At 49.3% G+C, this 3,646-nt stretch carries 2 protein-coding genes; both read left to right on the top strand.

The window, feature by feature from the left end:
• The first annotated feature begins 28 nt into the window (after positions 1-28).
• Positions 29-658, top strand: coding sequence for a cupin domain-containing protein (locus tag C7B77_RS26180; protein ID WP_106311906.1), 630 nt, complete (start codon positions 29-31; stop codon positions 656-658).
• 266 nt (positions 659-924) lie between these two features.
• On the top strand, positions 925-3,646 hold a 2,722-nt coding region (locus C7B77_RS26175), incomplete at its 3' end, for a PAS domain S-box protein (RefSeq protein ID WP_146138527.1).

Genomic DNA, 3,646 nt, shown 5'->3' with positions numbered 1-3,646 from the left:
CTCCCAACCCCCCGCTCCCAACTAGCTCATGAACGACCATCGCTGTTTTTGCGACCTTGCCCCACTATACGCACTCGATTTGCTCGACCCCGAAGAACGGCTCTGGGTTGAAGCTCAAGTTGTCGATTGTCCGGATTTGGCCGAAGAATTAGCAGGTTATCAAGCTGCGATGGGAGCGATGCCCTACACGGCTCCACCCGTACCGATGGCCGCAGATCTCAAGGATCGCTTGTTCGACAAATTGGGACTAGATCCCGTCGCACCGAGTACCGATTTACACCTCCAGACACCGCCAACAGAGCCGTCAGAGCCAGAGAAATTCGCAATTCGATCGGGGGATCTTCAATGGAAACCACACCGGATTGAGGGCGTAGAATGCGCCCTATTATTCCTCGATGAGGTCAATCGGATGCGATCGATGCTGGTCAAAGTATCCGCTGGCGTCGTCTACCCACGGCACGAACATCGTGGAGTCGAGGAAATTTATATGTTAGAAGGCGACCTGATTATCGACGATCGAACTTATTTTGCTGGCGACTACATTCGTTCTCATCCCAATTCAATTCACGCACCATGGACTAAGACGGGTTGCAAGTTTTTGATTCGGTCTTGTATCGATGATAATTATGACGAAAACTTAGTAGCTCAATTCTCATAATTCGATCCTGCAACTTCGTGTAAATATTAAATATTTGTGCAAATCGATTAAGAAATGACTCGATAAATTTACGTTTGCGATCGATGCAAATCTAGATGCTGACCTATGCCCAGCATCTGGATTTGCAAATTTTGGGCGGGTTTTGAAGAGAGCCATCTGCTGGGGAAAATAATCTGAATATGATACGCTTTGAGCAGGATAGAAAAAATTTAAGATTTTGACTTGTTTGAGACTCCGCGTGTTGTGTGTCTCTATGTATCCAAATTATGAGTACTTCAACTTACACGCTGCTCATCGTTGAGGATTTTCTAGCCGATCGGGAGTTATATCGACGGGCACTACTGACAGATTCAAATAGTACCTATTGCCTGCTAGAGGCAGAATCGGTAGCAGAAGGACTAGAAATCTGCGATGGGCAACAGATCGATGCGGTGTTGCTCGATTATCTGCTGCCGGATGCCGATGGGTTGGAGTTTTTAGCAGAATTATCCGCTCGAAATCATCGCTATCCTCCCCCAGTGGTGATGCTGACGGGGCAAGGTAGCGAAAGTATTGCCGTGCGCGCTATTAAAGCAGGTGCCCAAGACTATTTAATCAAGCGCGATCTGACACCAGAATTGTTGCAGTGGACGATGCGCAATGCGATTCTCCAGGGGAGAGGCTACGCCAACGACAATTCCCGCTTGCGGCGGCAATTGCAGCAGTGTCAAGAGCGGTTTAAGATATCGATCGATAATATGCGCGAGTGCGTTGCCATCTTTTCGGCAATCCGCGATGAATCTGGGCAAATTATCGACTTCCGATTTGACTATCTAAATTCAGCGGCACTAGAAAACAATCGGATGACAGTTAAGGATATTGGCAAATCCTTGTGTGAAGTATTTCCCGCCTTTGGTAGATCGGGTTTATTTGAAGAATACTGCCAACCGATCGCCACCGGACAACCATTAATTAAAGAAGAGCTAATCTATGAAGATGTCTTTGGTGGGGAGAGACTAACTCGGGCGTATTCGATACATGCCACCAAATTGGATGATGGATTTGTATCCTGCTGGCGGGATGAAACCGCACAACGCAAGGCCGAACGAGAGCTAAAAGCTGCCGATCTCAAGCTCGTTGAGATCTGGGAAAGCATGACCGATGCCTATGTGACGCTCGATCGCGATTGGCGGATCGTCTATACCAATTCGGAGGCAACTGAGATCTATCGCCAAACAAGTGGGCTAGCACCAGCAGAATATTTGGGTAGAAGTCATTGGGACGTGTTTCCGTGGACGATGGGCACGATTGTGGAGCGGGAGTATCGACGGGCGATGGCCGATCGAGTGGCGGTACATTTCGAGATCTTCTACGAGCCAACTAAGAATTGGTTTGAAGTTCGTGCTTATCCCTCGACTGAAGGCTTGGGGCTATATTTTCAAGATATCAACCAACGTAAGCTAGACGAATTAGCGCGCATCGCTGCCGAAGCAGAACGCGATCGGTTTTTCAATTTGTCGATCGATCTATTGGCCATTGGCAATTTCGATGGGTATTTCACGCGGATCAATCCAGCTTGGGAGCAGGCATTGGGCTATACTACTGCCGAATTACTGGCGCGTCCCTTTGTGGACTTGGTTCATCCTGACGATCGAGAAATAACCGAAGCGGCACTCCGCCGAGGTTTGAATGAAAGTTGGGTCAGTACGGATTTCGAGAATCGGTATCGGTGCAAAGATGGTTCCTATCGCTGGCTATCGTGGAGTACGATGCCATATCCAGAGCAAAATTTAATGTATGGGATCGCCCGCGACGTAACCGAGCGCAAGCGGATGGAGGCAGAGCGGCTCGCAGCGCAGGAAGAACGCGACAGGTTTTTCAATCTGTCGATCGATCTGTTGGCAATTGGGAATTTCGACGGGTATTTCACGCGGATCGATCCATCATTCGAGCGGGTTTTGGGCTTGACAGAGGCTGAATTAATGGCTCGACCCTTTATTGAATTCGTTCATCCCGACGATCGAGAGCATACGCTTGCTGCTGCTCGATCTTTGAGTTTGGGTGATGAGGTGATTAACTTTGAGAATCGATATCGCTGCCAAGATGGCTCCTATCGCTGGATCTTGTGGAATGCGATGTCCCACATTCCCAGCCAACTCTGGTATGCAATCGGCCATGATGTTACCGAGCGCAAACAATTAGAAGCAGATCGACTCGAAGCCGAACAGGATCGCGACAGGTTTTTCAATCTATCGATCGATCTGTTAGCAATTGGTAGTTTTGAAGGATATTTCACGCGGCTCAATCCAGCAGTCGAGCAAATTTTGGGCTTTACTCGTGCCGAATTAATGGCCGAACCCTTTATGAACTTCGTGCATCCCGACGATCGCGAAAGCACACTCGCTGGTGCTCAGAGCTTGGTAGATGGCGAACCGATGGTTAGTTGCGAGAATCGTTATCGCTGCAAAGATGGTTCTTATCGCTGGATCTCGTGGAATGCCATCCCCCACGCTCCCGATCGAGTTTGGTACGCGACTGGGCATGATATTACCGAACGCAAACAGGCCGAAGCTGCCTTACGGGAGAGCGAACAGAAGTTTAGTGCGATTTTCGAGCAGAGTTTCGAGCTGATGGGCATCATTAGCCTCAATGGAGTAGTGCTAGATGTCAATCAAACCGCCCTAGACTCGATCTCCGCTCGTAAAGAAGATATCGCTGGAGAGTATTTTTGGGATACGCCCTGGTGGCATACAGAGCGACTCCAGCAGCAACTCAAAGCGGCGATCGATCGGGCTGGCAATGGCGAATTTAGCCGCTATGAAGTGCAATTTCCCATTCCCAATGGCACGACAATGACGACCGACTTTTCGATGAAACCTGTGTTGGATGAGGCCGATCGAGTCCTGATGCTGGTCGCCGAAGCTCATGATATTACCGAGCGCAAACGTGCCGAACGTGACTTGCAAGAAGCCCAGGAGCGGCTACAAGCAGGGATTGAAGTGGCGGGGG

Origin of the sequence: Chamaesiphon polymorphus CCALA 037, assembly GCF_003003845.1 — a bacterium.
GTDB lineage: Bacteria > Cyanobacteriota > Cyanobacteriia > Cyanobacteriales > Chamaesiphonaceae > Chamaesiphon > Chamaesiphon polymorphus.
The sequence above is the reverse complement of the archived record's forward strand: the minus strand, read 5'-3'. Positions and strand labels throughout refer to the sequence as shown.

Coding starts and splice junctions, on each gene's coding strand:
- C7B77_RS26180 (WP_106311906.1), top strand. CDS start 29: ATGAACGACCATCGCTGTTTTTGCGACCTTGCCCCACTATACGCACTC.